Source organism: Bradyrhizobium sp. Bra78 (assembly GCF_024519855.1).
Taxonomy (GTDB): Bacteria; Pseudomonadota; Alphaproteobacteria; order Rhizobiales; family Xanthobacteraceae; genus Bradyrhizobium; species Bradyrhizobium japonicum_G.
Window position 1 is genome coordinate 278,269 of record NZ_JALJRE010000002.1, and the last position, 16,436, is coordinate 294,704.

The 16,436-nt window shown below is 60.8% G+C and carries 15 protein-coding genes and 1 pseudogene; 12 read left to right on the top strand and 4 right to left on the bottom strand.

Translation table 11 applies throughout. The features are described from left to right. Window positions 1–111: 111 nt before the first annotated feature. From OC450_RS05295 to OC450_RS05315, 4 genes and pseudogenes are all read right to left on the bottom strand, one after another. Window positions 112–2,877, bottom strand: coding sequence for a molybdopterin-dependent oxidoreductase (locus OC450_RS05295; RefSeq protein ID WP_262047347.1), 2,766 nt, complete (start codon window positions 2,875–2,877; stop codon window positions 112–114). Next, window positions 2,870–3,745, bottom strand: coding sequence for an FAD binding domain-containing protein (locus OC450_RS05300; RefSeq protein ID WP_262047348.1), 876 nt, complete (start codon window positions 3,743–3,745; stop codon window positions 2,870–2,872). The genes OC450_RS05295 and OC450_RS05300 overlap by 8 nt, the downstream gene beginning before the upstream one ends. 60 nt (window positions 3,746–3,805) lie before the next feature. Then, window positions 3,806–4,036, bottom strand: a pseudogene (locus tag OC450_RS05310) (2Fe-2S iron-sulfur cluster-binding protein); the annotation flags it as partial. Then, window positions 4,011–4,451, bottom strand: a complete 441-nt coding sequence (locus OC450_RS05315) for a MarR family winged helix-turn-helix transcriptional regulator (protein WP_262047349.1) — start codon at window positions 4,449–4,451, stop codon at window positions 4,011–4,013. The pseudogene OC450_RS05310 and the gene OC450_RS05315, both read right to left, overlap by 26 nt. 420 nt (window positions 4,452–4,871) lie before the next feature. Between OC450_RS05315 and OC450_RS05320 the strand changes: the two genes are divergently transcribed. From OC450_RS05320 to trbK-alt, 12 genes are all read left to right on the top strand, one after another. After that, window positions 4,872–6,020, top strand: coding sequence for an FAD-dependent monooxygenase (locus tag OC450_RS05320; RefSeq protein WP_262047350.1), 1,149 nt, complete (start codon window positions 4,872–4,874; stop codon window positions 6,018–6,020). Continuing rightward, window positions 6,017–6,832 carry an alpha/beta fold hydrolase gene (locus OC450_RS05325; RefSeq protein ID WP_262047351.1) on the top strand — a complete coding sequence of 272 codons (816 nt, stop codon included), beginning with the start codon at window positions 6,017–6,019 and terminating at the stop codon, window positions 6,830–6,832. The genes OC450_RS05320 and OC450_RS05325 overlap by 4 nt, the downstream gene beginning before the upstream one ends. Then, complete coding sequence (locus OC450_RS05330) at window positions 6,832–7,587, top strand: Asp/Glu racemase (RefSeq protein WP_315986380.1); 756 nt, start codon at window positions 6,832–6,834, stop codon at window positions 7,585–7,587. Before OC450_RS05325 ends, OC450_RS05330 begins: the two co-directional genes overlap by 1 nt. 10 nt (window positions 7,588–7,597) lie before the next feature. Beyond that, a complete protein-coding gene (locus OC450_RS05335) occupies window positions 7,598–8,236 on the top strand; it encodes an N-carbamoylsarcosine amidohydrolase (protein ID WP_262047352.1) in 639 nt (212 codons plus the stop codon). A 55-nt stretch (window positions 8,237–8,291) separates the two neighbouring features. Continuing rightward, window positions 8,292–9,320, top strand: a complete 1,029-nt coding sequence (locus OC450_RS05340; protein ID WP_262047353.1) for a leucyl aminopeptidase — start codon at window positions 8,292–8,294, stop codon at window positions 9,318–9,320. 170 nt (window positions 9,321–9,490) lie between these two features. Beyond that, complete coding sequence (locus OC450_RS05345) at window positions 9,491–10,810, top strand: MFS transporter (protein ID WP_262047354.1); 1,320 nt, start codon at window positions 9,491–9,493, stop codon at window positions 10,808–10,810. Between the two features lie 556 nt (window positions 10,811–11,366). Continuing rightward, a complete protein-coding gene (trbB, locus tag OC450_RS05350) occupies window positions 11,367–12,281 on the top strand; it encodes a P-type conjugative transfer ATPase TrbB (protein WP_262047562.1) in 915 nt (304 codons plus the stop codon). A 34-nt stretch (window positions 12,282–12,315) separates the two neighbouring features. Then, the gene (locus tag OC450_RS05355) at window positions 12,316–12,612 is read left to right on the top strand and encodes a TrbC/VirB2 family protein (protein ID WP_262047563.1); all 297 of its coding nucleotides are present in this window, start codon (window positions 12,316–12,318) and stop codon (window positions 12,610–12,612) included. Continuing rightward, complete coding sequence (locus tag OC450_RS05360) at window positions 12,612–12,875, top strand: VirB3 family type IV secretion system protein (protein ID WP_262047355.1); 264 nt, start codon at window positions 12,612–12,614, stop codon at window positions 12,873–12,875. The genes OC450_RS05355 and OC450_RS05360 overlap by 1 nt, the downstream gene beginning before the upstream one ends. Before the next feature lie 10 nt (window positions 12,876–12,885). Continuing rightward, window positions 12,886–15,327 (top strand): conjugal transfer protein TrbE, encoded by a 2,442-nt coding sequence (gene trbE, locus OC450_RS05365; RefSeq protein ID WP_262047356.1) that lies wholly within the window; start codon window positions 12,886–12,888, stop codon window positions 15,325–15,327. Further along, a complete protein-coding gene (trbJ, locus tag OC450_RS05370) occupies window positions 15,324–16,055 on the top strand; it encodes a P-type conjugative transfer protein TrbJ (protein WP_262047357.1) in 732 nt (243 codons plus the stop codon). Before trbE ends, trbJ begins: the two co-directional genes overlap by 4 nt. Further along, window positions 16,055–16,435, top strand: coding sequence for a putative entry exclusion protein TrbK-alt (gene trbK-alt / locus OC450_RS05375; RefSeq protein WP_262047358.1), 381 nt, complete (start codon window positions 16,055–16,057; stop codon window positions 16,433–16,435). The genes trbJ and trbK-alt overlap by 1 nt, the downstream gene beginning before the upstream one ends. Window position 16,436 lies beyond the last annotated feature (1 nt).

Below are 16,436 nucleotides of genomic sequence, written 5' to 3' on the forward strand. Positions count from 1 at the left end.
GCAAGCCCAAGCCAGGGGCCAATCTGGCGTTTCAAATCGATACGAAATCGCTTGCGAGAAGTCGTCTGCGGGCATGTGAAGCAACCCGCAAAGTTTAGTTCAAAGGACTTGCTACCACGTCTTGAGCCCATAATTTTTCGATATAATGGCTCTCAGAACAACATCCGGCGTCGCGGGTGCATGGTAAAGGCGTACGCCGATGGCATCAAATATAGCATTGAAAATCGCACTTGCCGTTGGCACCAGTGACGGTTCACCAATCCCTTTTGCGCCGAACGGTCCGACGGATGCATTGTCTTCAATTAGGATGACCTCAATCGGAGGAATGTCACGCAGCGTTGGAATTAAGTAGTCGTGGAAGTTCTCGGTCAGACCTGGAATAAACTCTTCCATCAACGCCTGCCCAATACCCTGGGCGATCGCTCCTTCGATCTGCCCTTCCAGCAGCGTGGGATTGATCATGCGACCGACGTCATGCGCGGCGGTAAAGTGTTGGACAGTCACCGTGCCCAGCTCCATATCCACTTCGACTTCGGCAATCTGAGCGCCGAAGGCATAGACCGCATACGGTGATCCCTGGCCGTTTTCCCCAAGCGCGGTTGTAATCGGGTCGAAAGTCTCTTCAGCCATCAGAACATAGCCAAATCGATTAATCGGCAATCGCTCGAGATCGATGCAATGTGTGATGTCGTCATCGACGACGTCAATGGAGCCATCGCAAAAGTGGACAGTCGCGGCTGCACCGCCGTTCGAAAGCCTGAGAATTTCGCTCCGCAAAGTCCTCCCCGCCAGTTCGGCGGCTTTGCCGGTGACGAAGGTCTGTCGGGAAGCCGAGGTGCGGCCGCAATCCGGAGTGATATTGGTCGCGGCGCCGACGTTTTTCAGTTGATGCACCGGAATACCAAGCGCATCGGCGGCGATCTGCGGGATGACCGTATTCGATCCTTGGCCAGCGTCTACGGCGCCCTGATGTAGCACGACATCGCCAGATGGTAGGACGCCAAGTCGGATCGTCGAAGGGTTCGCCATGGCGGTATTGCCGCATCCATACATCATCGCCGACAGACCCACGCCGCGACGAAGGCGACCTGAAGTGGCGTTCGCCGCATCGGCGCGCTTGTGAGCTCGTCGCCAAGGCTCCCGAAGCGCCTCCAAGCAGTTCTCAATCCCCACGCTGTCTTGAAGCACTTGCCCGGTGACAAGAGGTTGTCCCGTTCGGATTGCGTTCTTGAGGCGAAATTCCAACTGGTCCATTCCGACCTTACGCGCCAATGCGTCGATCATCTGTTCTTGTGCGATCGCCGTCTGTGGCACGCCGAAGCCGCGAAACGCGCCGGCGGGGGTGACATGCGTATGGATCGCCCGTGTCAGCGCACGATAATGCGGAATGTAATACGGGCCGCCTGCATGGACGGGAACGCGATTGGCGACAGCCGTGCCCCATGAGGCGAAAGCGCCGGTATTGTAGTCACCTGTAAAGTCTACCGCCAGAATGCGTCCCTCGGCATCGGCGGCCATCCGGCTCGTGATCTCCGCAGGATGACGCTTGGTTGACGTCGCGATCGACTCAGCGCGGCTATAGATCATCTTGACCGGCCGGCGCAGATGCCACGCCGCAATAGCGACATAGGGCTGTGTGGTCAGGTCTAGCTTACCGCCGAAGCCGCCGCCCACGGCGGTCGGAACGATCCACACATTCTCGTCCGGGATGCCGAGGATCAACGCGATGTCGCCACGATGCGCATGGGGCGCCTGCGTGCAGCTATGCACCACGATGACGTCGTCATTGCGCTTGGCCCAGCCAGCCTCCGGCTCAATGTAGGCATGCTCGACGAACTGAGTGGAGAAACGGCCCGTCACCACATGCGCAGCCTCGTCGAATGCCGTGTCCACATCGCCGCGCTCGACATGGCCTTTGATGAGGATATTACCCGGGCGGCTTTTATGCAGCACTCTGGCGTCCACATTCGTGCTCGCATTCATATCGAGCTGGTGCGGTCGCGGATGCCATGTGACCGGAAACTCAGCAAGGTCCAGCTTCTCGATCGCCTGTGCGATGCCGACCACGATGGCAATCGCTTCACCACGAAACTTGACCTCGCGTTCGGCGAATACGGGTTGATCGGCGAATGCACCATGAACGCCATGGAGATTGCGTCCGGGAACATCCGCGGCGGTGAAGATAGCTGTAATCTCTGGATTTGACGACCTGTAAGTATTCAGATTGCCGATGCTGAAACTCGCCGAATGGTGGGGCGAGCGGATTGCGCGCGCAAGCAATGCGTCGGCCGGTGCGCCGTCTGCGCCGAAGTGCTGCGTGCCATCGACTTTGCCAGCGCCATCGAGCCTCGCGATCGGGGTACCGACCGCGTCGCCGCTCGACGGAGCGGCAATGGCCTGCACACCGCGGCCATTGGCGACGTCCTGCAGCGCCTTGACGATTTTTGCATAGCCGGTACAGCGGCACAGCACGCCCGCCAGCTCCTCGGCGATCACGTCCTCATTCGGATGATCGTATTGCTCGAACAGTCCGGCGGCGGTTACGATGAAGGCTGGCGTGCAGAAACCACATTGGACCGCCTGATTGTGGGTCATGGCGTTTTGCAGTGCTTTGCCGGTTCTGGTCTGCTCGACTACGCCCTCGATCGTCACTACGCGCGCGCCCGAGACCTGCGACACCGGCACCAGGCATGCGCAGGTCGATTTCCCGTCGATGAGCACGGAGCAGCTGCCGCAGTCGCCCTGATTGCAGCCGATCTTGGTGCCGGTGAGGCCGAGATCGTCGCGCAGGAAGGAAGCCAGTCGCCGCGTGCCGTCTTCAGGCAGCGTGACCTCTGCGCCATTGATGACCGCGGTGCCGATATCACCCTTACACATGGCAGTAATCCTCCGATGCCCGGCTGATGACACGATTGAGCAGAACGACCGCGGCATGGCGCCGGTAGTCAGCACTGGCCCGAATATCGTCGATCGGGGTCAGCGCGGCGACGTCTTCGCCGGTCACCCGCGCCTCGCGATGGTCCAGGTGCGAAAGTCCGACTAGGCGGCGCTCCAGCCGAGACAGGCGCATCGGTGCGCGGGAGGCTGCGCCGACGTAGGCCCGAAGCGTCACGATCTCCCCTTCCGGCGACCATTCGATCGCCACAGCGCATGCGAGCACGGAGATCGCGAGATTGGCTCGGCGGCCGAGTTTGAGGAAGCAGGATGTACTGGTGTCCTTAAGTGGCACGATCACCGCTTCGAGAAGTTCGTTGCGACCGAGCAGCGACCTGCGGTTCTGATCGAGTGCCGCAGACAGCGGCAGACGACGACATCCGGATACGGAAACCACATCAATGCTGGCGTCCAGCGCCAACAGAGCAAGCACGCCGTCCGCTGCGGGTGAGGCGTTGCAGACATTGCCTCCGATGGTTGCCCGGTTCTGGATCTGAACGCCGCCGATGGTCACCGCAGCTTGGCGCAGAGCATCCATATGTGCGGGGAGGGCGGCGTCACGTATTGCCGACCAAGTCGTGATGGCACCGATCCGGACATTGTCCTCGGTGATGGTCACGCCGCGAAGGGTTTCGATCCGCGAGATATCGAGCAGCGCTCCAACGCTGCGGTCGGGATTTTGCGCAAACACATCGGTGGCGCCGGCGATCACGCGATGAGTCCCGGCCTGCAGGATTTCGCAAGCGTGAGCCGTATCGCGTGCGGTAAGGAATTGCGGCACCGTGGTCCCGGCGCCGACCAGGCTATTCATTCAATGCGCCCCGTTGCGGAGTGTTTGGCAACGGCCACTTCGCTTGCGGCGGCCGCGGCATCGACGTTCAGCCAGTGCGCCTTGTCCGACGCGAACCGTGCAGGATCGCACAGCGTCACCGTCAATCAGCACCGCGCAGGCGCCGCATTCACCAAGTCTGCAGCCATACTTCGGAGCGTTAAGGCGCAGATCGTTTCTCAGGATAAATAGCAGCGGGGTCTCCGGCTCCCCCGTGATCCGCGCGTCCGCGCCATTTATCGTCAGGTCAATTTCTATCGAGCCGTTCAGCATGCCGCCCTCGGCATGTTAGTTGGCACGCGCCGGTGGTCCTGTTGGCGTGAGGGATCATGCGGTCCAGCATTTCCGCGCCTGCAGCGGTCAAAGCGACGATAACCTTCCGTCCGTCTACAGCGTCCTTCGCTAGCGATACCAAGCGGCGCGCCTTCAGGCGTTCGATGACGCCGCGGATCGTTGCTCGATCGACGCCCGTTACCTTCACGAGTCCGCCCTGGGAATGCGGGCCTTTGACGCGCAGCGCGCAAAGGGTCGAGAACTGCACGCTTGTCAATTCGGAGTTGCCGGTATTGGCCTGGAAAATCGCCAGATGGCGCTGATACGCACGCCGCAACGGAAAGCCGATCTGATAGGAAAAGACATAGGCTGAATCCGGCTCGCTTGCGCCGCGACCCGGCGTGGGGTCTTGCATTGCGGTTTAGCCTCTCACAATCGCCATCGAGGTTGGATGGATATGAAATGGCTAAGGTGCCGGCATGCCATGATGCAAGCCTCATTTTGGCGCGTCCCAAAATTTGAGCCTCCCGACGTCTTCGACTGACATCGACAATCCGAAAGGTTGGATTCTCGCGCCTCGTCGCCTTCACTGTGGCAAGTCTCACGTCCAACTCATATCCAGCGTATACGCTATTTGCTGGCACCGAGAGACAATTGTCAATCCACAGTCTTCTCGGAATTCTGCGTTAAAATGTTGCGATACGGCGGGTTTTTACGCAAGTGCAGCATAAAAAGCGTGCGGTTGGCCTCTTGCGCAGCTGAATAAATAGTGTGTACGCTATAAAAAATCGATTAACGGTCAGTCTCACTGATCAACACTGGAGCGAAACTACCCATGTCTAATACCCCTCGCATTGCAATCGTCGGATCCGGTTTGGGAGGCGCCTGCGCGGCCGTCCTGCTGCAGAAGTTCGGCTTTCAGGTCGATGTGTTCGAGCAGGCGCCCGCCTTCACGCGACTCGGCGCTGGCATTCACATGGGCCCGAACGTAATGAAGATCTTCCGTCGGATGGGAATCGAAGACGCCGTCGTCGACAAGGGCTCCAAGCCCGACTTTTGGTTCAGCCGCCACGGCAATTCCGGCGAATACATGTCGCGGATCAAGCTCGGCGAATTCGCCGTGAAGGAGTATGGCGCGGCCTACGTGACCATCCACCGGGGAGACCTGCACGATTTTCAGATCGCCGCGCTCGGCGATGCGCGACTCCACTACAACAAGAAGCTGATTGAATGTCATGATGACGGTGCGGGAGTTGATCTTGAATTCGAAGATGGCACGCGCCACCGCGCCGACATCGTGATCGGCGCCGACGGCATCAATTCGAAGCTTCGCGAGTATCTCTTTGGTGCTGAGCGTCCCAAGGACACCGGGTGGATCGGACATCGCGCACTCATCCGCGGCGAAGCGCTGAAGAAGTATGCCTTCCCGTTCGAGCCCTGCGTGAAGTGGTGGACCGCAGACCGTCACTTGATGGTCTATTACACGACCGAGGCGCGCGACGAATATTACTTCGTAAGCGGTGTGCCGCATCCGAAATGGCAGCATGACACGGCTTTCGTCCCCTGCAGTAGGGAGGACATGTTCAAGGACTTCGAGGGCTACCATCCGGAGGTCCAGGCGCTGATCGAAGTCGCCGAAGACATCACGAAGTGGCCGCTGTTCTACCGTGACCCGCTGCCGGCGTGGAGCCAGGGTCGCATCGTGCTGCTCGGCGACGCTTGCCATCCGATGAAGCCGCATATGGCCCAAGGCGCCGCTATGGCGATCGAAGATGGCGCCATGTTGTCGCGGTGCCTCGAAGAGACCGGGCTGTCGGATTTCGGCGCCGCATTCAAGCTTTACGAGATTAATCGTCGTGAGCGCGCCTCGCGGGTACAGTCGGTGTCGAACGCGAATACCTGGTTGCGCACGCAGGAGGATCCGGCCTGGGTGTTCGGCTACGACATCTTTGCGCAGCCACTGCGGAGCGAGGTCGCCGCATGAGCTTGGGTCGATCCAGCTTCAACGTTGCCGCCAACGGTATTCGCCAGCACGTCCTGCGTCATGGCGGAAACGGCCAACCGCTTGTGATCATTCCAGGGATTACCAGCCCTGCGGTCACCTGGGAGTTCGTGGCAGAAGCGCTGGGGAACGAGTTCGACACCTATGTCGTCGATGTGCGAGGCCGAGGGCTCTCGTCATCCGGTCCGAAGCTCGACTATGGCGTCGATGCGATGGCCGACGATCTCATTGGTCTGTTGGATGCGCTGCGCTTGGACAATGGCATTGTCCTCGGCCACTCGATGGGCGCGCGGATCGGAGCGCGCGCGGCTTGCAAGCAGCCGGCCCGTATGGCGCGGCTCATCCTCGTTGACCCGCCGGTCTCCGGTCCAGGCCGCCGCGCCTATCCTTCGAAGCTACAATGGTACACTGACTCGATCCGACTGGCGATCGCTGGAATGGATGCCGAGAGCATGCGCGCGTTCTGTCCGACCTGGACGGACAAGCAGCTCGCTCTGCGCGCGGAGTGGCTGCACACTTGCTACGAGCCTGCGATTGTGAAGGCCTACAATGACTTTCACAACACCTCGTTCCACGACGATGTGTCCAGTCTCAAGCCACCGGCGGCACTGGTAGTGGCGGGGAAGGGCGGCGTGATCCAGTCCGAGGATATCGCCGAACTGTCGTCGCTCAACGACAAGCTCCAGATCGTTCACGTTCCCGATGCTGGCCACATGATCCCGTGGGATGATTTCCCAGGATTCCTTGGCGCTCTCGACAGCATCCTCGGCACTTCTCTTCGAAAGGCATCGTGATGACGTTCAAGACATTCCGCATTGGTCAGATTGTTCCCAGCTCCAACATTACGATGGAGACCGAGATTCCTGCCATGCTGGCAGCTCGCCAGCTCATTCGCCCAGAGCGCTTCACCTTCCATTCGGCACGCATGCGGATGAAGCATGTGACCAAGGATGAACTCGCCGCAATGGACGCGCAGTCCGACCGTTGCGCGCTGGAATTGTCCGACGCCCGTGTCGACGTGCTCGGCTATGCTTGCCTGGTCGCTATCATGTCGATGGGGCACGGCTATCATCGCGAAAGTCAGGCACGCTTGCAGAAAGTGACCGCGGAGAATGGTGCACCCGCGCCGGTCGTCACCAGCGCCGGTGCACTGGTCGAGGCGCTGGGCGTGATCGGGGCCAAGCGCGTCGCTCTGGTGGCTCCTTACATGAAGCCGCTGACGAAGATGGTGATCGACTATATCGAAGCAGAGGGCGTCACCGTGGTGACGCATCGGGCGCTTGAGATCTCCGACAATTTGAAGGTCGCTGCGCATGATCCAGCCAAGCTGATTGGCATCGTGGAGGAGCTCGATACGTCGAATGTCGACACGATCGTACTATCGGCCTGCGTTCAGATGCCGTCTCTGGCCAGCGTGGCGATGGTCGAGGCCATGACCGGCAAGCCAACGCTGACGGCTGCTGTCGCCACCACCTATCAGATGCTGAAGGCGCTCGATCTGGAGCCGGTCGTTCCCGGCGCAGGTTGTCTGCTCTGCGGCGCCTATTGAGGAACCATCCATGAGCGAGTCCGCGTCGCAGAATTACGAGGGCGTCTGGGGCAATCGCATCGGCTTCGGGAAACGTCCCGCTGTCGTCGTCGTCGATTTCATGAAGGCCTATACCACCCCAGGCGCGCCGCTGTTCGCGCCGGGTGTCGTCGAGGCTGTTGCTCAGACACCCGCGCTTCTGAATGCGGCTCGCCGCCACAGCGTGCCGGTCATTCACACCAGCATCTTGTATTTAGCGAAGGATTCCGCGGATGGTGGGGTGTGGGTGAAGAAATCGCCAGTCATGGCCGCGATGGTTGCCGGCAATCCGCTCGCCGAATTTTGCGAGGGCGTCGAACCCCAGACGGGAGAGCTCGTCATCACCAAGCAATATGCGAGCGCATTTTTCGGCACCAGCCTCGCAACAACGCTTCACGCGCAGGGCATCGACACCGTCGTTCTGGCCGGATGCTCGACGAGCGGTTGCATCCGTGCCACGGCGGTCGATGCCGTTCAATACGGCTTCCGCACAATCGTGGTGCGGGACTGTGTGGGCGATCGCCATCGCGAACCGCACGAGGCGAATTTGTTCGATATCGACGCGAAATATGGCGACGTCATCGGGCTATCCGAAGCCGTCGCGCGTTTCACTGAAACTGCCGCAAACTAAGATATCCGTCGCATCAATCTCTGGGTTCTTGCGCCCTTGAAAGTGAGGAAAGAGAATGGATCAGTTCAGCTTCACGGAAATCTGCCTTCATCAGCTTAAGATGTCAGGCGTTCACGAAGGTGAGAAGCTCGTCGTTCTGACCCAGGGTAATGAGCGCCTTGACTATGCCGACGCCTTCATGGCGGCCGGGCAGCGGATCGGCGCCAAGATGTATCACATGCGTCTGCCGGCTGTACCGCCGGTTGGTGCCTGGGCTGTCGGACAGACCGGCTTGGCGTCGATGCCGGAAGCCGTTGAGGCGCTGAAGGCGGCCGATATGCTGATCGACTGTATCTTTCTTCTGTTCAGCCCCGAGCAGATGGCCATTCAGGCCGCCGGCACGCGCATTCTCACTGCCGTCGAGCCGCCGGCGCTGCTGGCCCGCATGCTGCCCACGAAGGAACTGCGCGAGCGTGTGGAGATCGGCGCGGAGATTCTAGAGAAGGCAAAAATCATGCGTATCACGTCGCCGCACGGCACCGACGTGACGTACAAGCTCAGCACCTATCCGACCGTGGCCGAATATGCCTGCACTGACATGCCCGGCCGCTGGGACCACTGGCCGTCGGGCTTCGTCTTCACAGGCGGCGACGACGACGGTGTCGATGGCACGATCGTGGTGGCGCCGGGCGACATTCTGCTGCCGCAGAACATCTATGTTCGCGAGCCGATAACCTACACGATCGAAAAAGGGTGGGTCACCGATATCCGCGGCGGGCTCGAGGCGGAACTGGTGAAGTCCTATATGGCCGCCTTCAACGATCCGCGCGGCATGGGCATGAGCCATGTCGGCTGGGGCCTCAATCAGAATGCCAAGTGGCATGCGATGGTGCCGGGCGAATTCCCCGGCGGAATGGGCATGGAGCCGCGTTCGTTCTACGGCAATGTAATGTTCTCGACCGGCCCGAACAACGAACTCGGCGGCCCGAACGACACCGCCTGTCATCTCGACATCCCCCTGCGTGGTTGCTCGCTCTTCCTCGATGACGAGCCGATCGTGCTCGACGGCGACATCGCCGTGAAGGAAATGCAGGTCGCGCGCTGACCTGATCCATAGGCCCCGTACGCCAGATACGATCCGCTGTGCGGGACCAAGGACAGCCGAAAGTTGCTGCAATACAAATGACCTACCGACTTGCGAGGAGAAATTAGTCCGCCAGAACGATCTCCGATTGCCTTGTGGTTAGTAAATTATCTCACATAGAGGGAAGCACCGTGTCTCAACCGTTGATCACTGTCGAAGACGGCATCCGCCAAGCGGGCGTCGGCTGGTTCCAGCGCAAGCTATTTGTGATTTTCGCTCTCGTCTGGGCGGCAGATGCCATGCAGGTCCTGGCAATCGGCTTCAGTGCGCCGTCCATCGCCAAGAGCTTCGGTATTAGCATTCCGCAGGCACTGCAAACCGGAACGATGTTCTTCGTCGGTATGCTCATCGGCGCCTTTGTGTTCGGCCGCATGGCCGACCGGTACGGACGCCGTCCGGTCCTGCTTACCGCTGTCCTGATCGATGCGGCTTTCGGAGTCGCCTCGGCCTTCTCGCCGAGCTTCGAATGGCTGTTGGTCGCGCGGCTGCTGACAGGCATCGGCGTCGGTGGCACCTTGCCAGTGGACTATGCGATGATGGCCGAATTTCTGCCCTCGGATCGCCGCGGCCGCTGGTTGGTCTGGCTGGAATCATTCTGGGCAGTTGGCACCGTGGCACTCGCGATCATTGCGCTGTTCGCGGGATCGCAGGGCGGCGATGCATGGCGCACGATCTTCTTCGTGACCGGCGTTCCTGCACTGATCGGCGTTCTGGTTCGTTTCTACGTGCCTGAGTCTCCGATGTACCTCAATCGAACCGGACAATCGGAGAGAGCTCGCGAAGTCATCCAGCGCATCGCGCGCGGCAATGGCAACGATGTCGAGATCAGTCGCCTCAAGCCGGAAGAGCAGAAGTCTAAGTCTGCTTTCGCGCTGTTCTCGCCCGACCTACGCCGCCGGTCGATTCTGCTGCTCATCGCATGGTTCACCATCTCGATCTCGTATTACGGCGTGTTCGTCTATCTGCCAGTCCGTCTGTCGGCCGAAGGCTACGGCTTCATGCGCGGCCAGTACTTCCTCATTTTGATCGCACTGGTGCAGCTTCCCGGCTTCGCACTGGCCGCCTACGGCGTCGAGCGTTGGGGCCGCAAGCCGACGCTAGTGGGTTTTCTTTTGCTCAGCGCGATCGGATGTCTGATCTATGGTTTGGGTACGTCTTCGAGCGTGGTCGTGGTCGGCACCACGCTGCTTATGAGCTTCGCGCTGCTCGGCACCTGGGCCGGCGTCTATGCCTTCACGCCTGAGGTCTATCCGACCCGTCTGCGGGCGAGCGGCATGGGTTCGGCAGGCGCCATCGCACGGGCTGGCGGCTTGTTGGCACCGTCCGTTGTGGCTCCGCTCATGACCACGAACTTTACGCTGGCACTGATTGCGATCTCCGGCTGCCTTGTTCTCGCCGCCGGCTGTGTCAATATGATGGACGTAGAGACGAAGGGGCGTCCGCTCGAGTAGGACAAATCCGCCGGGGCACTCGCCTATCGTCAGACCCCGGCGGACCGGTTTCAAGCGCTATTCCACGCATCTGAATGTTACGAGTCGGTCGAAAGGCCGGCTCGTTTGCACGAAGCGATCAAACCACAACAAGCGCGACGGGGGAGCGCGATAGCAAAGCGCGTTGACCATCGTTCACCGTGGAGGACCTCATATGAACAGGCGGAAAATCTTGGTGGCGGGTGTTACTAGTATCGGACCGGAAGTGTCAATCCCAGCAAGAAGTACACCTACCGCGGCGTACGAAAAACCGGATGACCGGAACTGATGGACTTCTCAATAGCCCGGATATTCGTGGCCAAAGGGTCGATCGTGGAGTCTTCGGTATCACACATCTCACCTAGTCTTTCTCTTTCTACGCCAATCCACGATCGCCTTGCGAGCGTTGTTGCGTCGAACCAATTCCTGCCTTTTCTATTCATCCCCATCTGAGGGCGCTTCTTGAGCGGCCTCATTGGTGGGGGCGGCAGTGGCAATTCATTCGGCTCAAGCAGAGGCGATCTCGCGCAGCGCGCGCATGCTCCGCAGCGCACTCGGACCCGCCATTGCGCGATACCTGGAGGACGCCTCGATCGTCGAGGTGATGCTCAACCCCGATGGCCGGTTGTGGATTGATCGGCTGTCGAGCGGCTTGACCGACACGGGAGAGAGCCTCTCGGCCGCTGATGGAGAGCGCATCGTTCGGCTGGTGGCACACCACGTCGGTGCCGAAGTGCATGCTGGTGCGCCGCGCGTTTCCGCTGAACTGCCCGAGACCGGCGAGCGCTTCGAAGGTCTGCTGCCGCCAGTGGTCGCGGCCCCGGCCTTTGCTATCCGCAAGCCAGCAGTCGCCGTCTTCACGCTCGACGACTACGTCGCCACCGGCATCATGACCTCGGAGCAGGCTGAGGCCTTGCGTAGCGCCGTCGCGGTACGCAGCAACATTCTGGTCGCTGGCGGTACCTCCACCGGCAAGACGACGTTGACTAACGCCCTTCTTGCGGAAGTCGCCAAAACCTCTGACCGCGTAGTGCTGATCGAGGATACGCGCGAGCTGCAGTGCAAGGCGCCTAACCTCGTGGCCTTACGCACGAAGGACGGCGTGGTCTCACTGTCAGATCTCGTGCGGTCATCACTTCGTCTGCGACCAGACCGCATCCCCATCGGCGAGGTGCGCGGTGCCGAAGCGCTAGATCTCCTCAAGGCCTGGGGTACCGGTCACCCCGGTGGCATCGGCACCATTCATGCCGGTACGGCGCTCGGCGCACTGCGCCGGTTGGAGCAACTCATCCAGGAAGCGGTCATCACCGTTCCGCGCGCTCTGATTGCAGAAACCATCAACATCGTTGCCGTGCTTGCCGGCCGCGGCGCGGATCGTCGTCTCACCGAACTCGCCCGCGTCACCGGGCTTGGACCAGCCGGCGACTACAGCCTTTTACCAGCAGGAGACTAACATGAGACCTCGATCGTCGCTTTCTCTACGTGCCATGTCGCTCACGGCATCAGGCATGGTTCTCTTCACGGGCGGCGCTCCGGCTTGGGCTGCCGGCTCCAATATGCCGTGGGAGCAGCCGCTCAATCAGATCCTGCAATCGGTCGAGGGGCCAGTCGCCAAAATCATCGCGGTGATCATCATCATCGTCACGGGTCTCACGCTCGCCTTCGGTGACTCTTCCGGTGGTTTTCGCCGGTTGATCCAGATCGTGTTCGGCCTTTCGATCGCCTTCGCCGCGTCGAGCTTCTTTTTGTCATTCTTTTCGTTCGGCGGCGGGGTCTTGATCTGATGGAGGAGCCGGTCGCTGGCTTTGTCGCGCCCGTGCATCGCGCGCTGACCGAGCCGATCCTCATGGGTGGCGCGCCCCGGGCGGTCGCCATCGTCAACGGCACGCTCGCAGCCGCGCTTGGTCTTGGTCTGCGGCTCTGGATCGCAGGTCTCCTACTCTGGGCGATCGGCCATGCGGCCGCGGTTTGGGCTGCCAGGCGTGATCCCGCCTTCGTCGATGTGGTGCGCCGTCATCTGCGCATTCCCGGTCATCTCAGCATTTGAGCTTTCGATCATGATGAATCTTGCCGAATACCGCCGCTCAAACACCCGCCTCGCGGACTTCCTGCCCTGGGCCGCATTGGTCGGGGAGGGCGTCGTCCTCAACAAAGACGGTTCGTTCCAGCGTACCGCAAGGTTCCGCGGACCGGATCTCGACAGCGCAGTCCCGGCCGAACTTGTCGCCGTCGCTGGCCGCCTCAACAGCGCCTTGCGCCGTCTTGGCTCCGGCTGGGCCGTTTTTGTCGAGGCTCAGCGCCATGCTGCATTCCGATATCCGGCAAGCACGTTTCCGGATGTGGCGTCAGCCTTGGTCGACGCCGAGCGGAAAGCCCAGTTCGAGGAGGCGGGAGCTCACTATGAGTCGAGCTATTTCCTCACATTCCTTTATTTGCCGCCGGCCGAGGACGCCGCGCGGGCGGAACGGTTTCTGTATGAGGGCCGCGATCGGACCGAGAACGCCGACGCCCGCGAAGTGTTGCGCGGATTCGTCGACCGCACCGATCGGGTGCTGCAGCTGGTCGAGGGCATTATGCCCGAATGCGCCTGGCTCGATGACCCGGAGACACTGACCTATCTGCATTCCTGTGTGTCGACGAAGGGCCACCGCGTTCGGGTGCCCGAGATCCCGATGTATCTCGATGCGCTGCTGGCAGATCAGCCACTGACCGGCGGCCTTGAACCGATAGTGGGTGCGTCGCATCTGCGCGTTCTCACTGTCGTCGGGTTTCCGACCGTGACGACGCCCGGAATACTCGACGAATTGAACCGCCTGGCATTCCCGTATCGATGGTCGACGCGCGCAATCATGCTCGACAAGACGGATGCCACGAAATTGCTGACGAAGATCCGCCGGCAATGGTTTGCCAAGAGGAAGTCGATCGCTGCCATCCTCAAAGAGGTGATGACGAACGAGGCGTCGACGCTGCTCGACACGGACGCCCACAACAAAGCGATGGACGCCGATGCCGCGCTCCAGGAACTGGGATCCGACCAGATCGGTGAAGCCTATGTCACGGCGACCGTCACCGTATGGGATGTCGACCCGCGTGTGGCCGATGAGAAGCTGCGTCTGGTCGAAAAGACGATCCAGGGTCGCGACTTCACCTCGATGACTGAGACGGTGAATGCTGTCGAAGCCTGGCTCGGCAGTTTGCCGGGACATGCCTATGCCAATGTCCGGCAACCACCGGTCTCGACCCTCAACCTGGCCCATATGATTCCGCTATCGGCGGTCTGGGCCGGTGAGGTCAGGGACTATCACTTCGCGGCACCGCCTTTGTTGTTCGGAAAAGCCGAGGGTTCGACTCCGTTCCGATTTTCTCTCCACGTCGGTGACGTTGGGCATACGCTGGTGGTTGGCCCGACCGGCGCTGGTAAATCGGTGCTGCTGGCTCTGATGGCGTTGCAGTTTCGCCGCTATCCGGGTTCGCAGATCTTTGCCTTCGATTTTGGCGGATCAATCCGGGCCGCCGCTATCGCCATGGGTGGCGACTGGCACGACCTCGGGGGCGCGCTGTCGGACGATGCGTCAGAGGTAGTCGCGCTGCAGCCGCTGGCCTGGATCGACGACGCATCCGAGCGGGGCTGGGCGACCGAATGGATCGCCGCGATTCTGGCGCGGGAAAAAATCGAGATCACGCCGGAGGCCAAGGACCATCTGTGGTCCGCCTTGACGTCATTGGCTTCGGCTCCGATCCAGGAGCGCACGCTGACAGGCTTGTCGGTGTTGCTCCAGTCGAGCGCGCTGAAGCGGGCCCTGCAACCTTATTGCCTCGGCGGGCCCTACGGCCGGTTGCTGGATGCCGAACTCGAGCGCCTCGGCGAAGCATCGGTTCAGGCCTTTGAGACCGAAGGATTGATCGGTACCGGCGCCGCACCCGCGGTACTTGCCTATCTCTTTCATCGGATTGGAGACCGTCTCGACGGCCGACCTACCCTGCTCATCGTCGACGAAGGCTGGCTCGCGCTTGATGACGAGGACTTTGCCGGGCAATTGCGCGAATGGCTGAAGACGTTGCGCAAAAAGAACGCCTCCGTCATCTTCGCCACGCAGTCGCTCTCGGACATCGATGGTTCGGCGATTGCGCCCGCCATCATTGAGAGCTGTCTGACCCGCATATTGCTGCCGAACGAACGCGCGATCGAGCCGCAGATCACGGCGATCTATCGCCGCTTTGGTCTCAACGATCGGCAGATCGAGCTTCTGAGCCGGGCAACACCGAAGCGCGACTACTACTGCCAGTCCCGCCGCGGCAATCGGATGTTCGAGTTGGGTCTGGGCGAAGTCGCGCTCGCTTTTACGGCGGCCTCTTCCAAGACCGATCAGGCGGCAATCGAACGCATGCTCGCAGAACACGGCCGCGACGGCTTCGTGCCCGCCTGGCTCCGACACCGCGACGCATCGTGGGCCACTGATCTGATCCCCAATCTGAGCAATCTGGAGCCATCGTTATGAGGCGTCTTTGCGTTCTTGCGGCGGCGAGCGCTGTCGCATTGTCGCTTGCTGCTGTGTCGCCGGCATCAGCGCAGTGGATCGTCTTCGATCCGAACAACTATGTCCAGAATGTCCTGACGGCGGCGCGTGAGCTACAGCAGATCAACAATCAGATTACGTCGCTGCAAAACCAGGCGCAGATGCTGATCAATCAGGCGAAGAATCTGGCGAGCCTGCCATACTCGTCGCTACAACAACTTCAATCGTCGATCCAACGTACCCAGCAACTGCTCGCTCAGGCCCAGCGCATTGCCTATGACGTACAGCAGATCGACCGCGCATTCTCGACCAATTATGCGCCCGCGACGAGCAGCCAATCCAATCAAGCACTTATCACCAACGCGCAATCGCGTTGGCAGAACTCGGTCGCTGCGCTGCAGGACTCCTTGCGTGTGCAGGCCGGCGTTGTCGGCAACCTCGACACCAACCGCACCCAGATGTCGGCGCTCGTAACATCGAGCCAAGGCGCAAGCGGCGCCCTGCAGGCGACGCAGGCCGGCAACCAGATCCTTGCTCTTCAGGCTCAGCAACTCGCCGATCTCACGGCGACGGTCGCAGCGCAAGGCAGGGCGCAAAATCTTGAATCGGCTCAACGCGCGGCGGCGCAGGATCAGGGCCGCGAGCAACTGCGGCGGTTTCTGACCCCGGGCCAAGGCTATCAATCTTCAAACGTGCAGATGTTTCATTGATGAGTGCGTTCAGCAGGTTCAAACGACTGCCAGTTGTCGCAGCATCCGCATCCGTGATGCTGGTGATGACGGCATGCGCTATCCAGCTTCGCGGCGGTGGCGACGAAACGGCGTCGAATTCGGGGGGCGCACAAACCACGGGCACGCTCGCCTCCAGCCTCGCGCGCTGCCGAACCGTCACGAAGGAGCAAATAGCAACCTACGACGATTGCCGCCGAATCTGGGCTGAGAACCGACGTCGGTTTTTCGGTCAGAAGGGAAGTGCGACGGCTCCCGCTGGCAGTGATGCGCTCTCCGGCCAACCGTCTGAGTTGCCGCCAAAGGATCAGAGCCGGATGCCGCACGGTTATCCAGCGGTGGCCCTCCCGGAGAGCGAGTAAG